General features: G+C 59.6%; 1 protein-coding gene. It reads right to left on the reverse strand.

Features of this window, described 5'->3' with window-relative positions; genetic code table 11:
- The coding region (locus tag GY725_22660; GenBank protein MCP4006991.1) for a hypothetical protein at window positions 1–503 on the reverse strand (503 nt) is incomplete at both ends.

The raw sequence follows: 503 nt of genomic DNA on the forward strand, positions 1-503 counted from the left end.
CAAACAAACTTCCAGGCCCTTGGCTTCCGCCCGAGGGCGAAAGACCTCCGCCAGCTCCGTCAGGAGGGCGTGAAGATCGAAAGCCTGAGGACTCAGGACGACTCGGCCCGCCTCGATCTTGGACATCTCCAGAACGTCGTCGATCAGCGCCAGAAGATTCTGGCCGCTGAGGTAGATCATACGCCCATGCTCGCGTTGCATCTCGGACAGGGATTCGTCTTCCTGAAAGAGCTGCGAGAAGCCGAGTATCGCGTTCATCGGGGTGCGGATCTCATGTGACATATTGGCCAGAAAGATGTTCTTCGCCCGGTTGGAGGCCTCGGCCTTGTCACGTGACAACACCAGCCTCAAATCGTCCTGTCTTCGCTGCAGGGCGTTGGTCATGATCTGCCCGACCATCAGCAGCATCGCGACGTCGTCACTCGCCCAGTCCCGCCGGTGCCGACAACAGACTCCGAGGAAGCCCCGGATGCGATCCTGGAATTCCATCGGGACGATGACGA

This window comes from bacterium, from assembly GCA_024226335.1.
Lineage (GTDB): Bacteria > Myxococcota_A > UBA9160 > SZUA-336 > SZUA-336 > JAAELY01.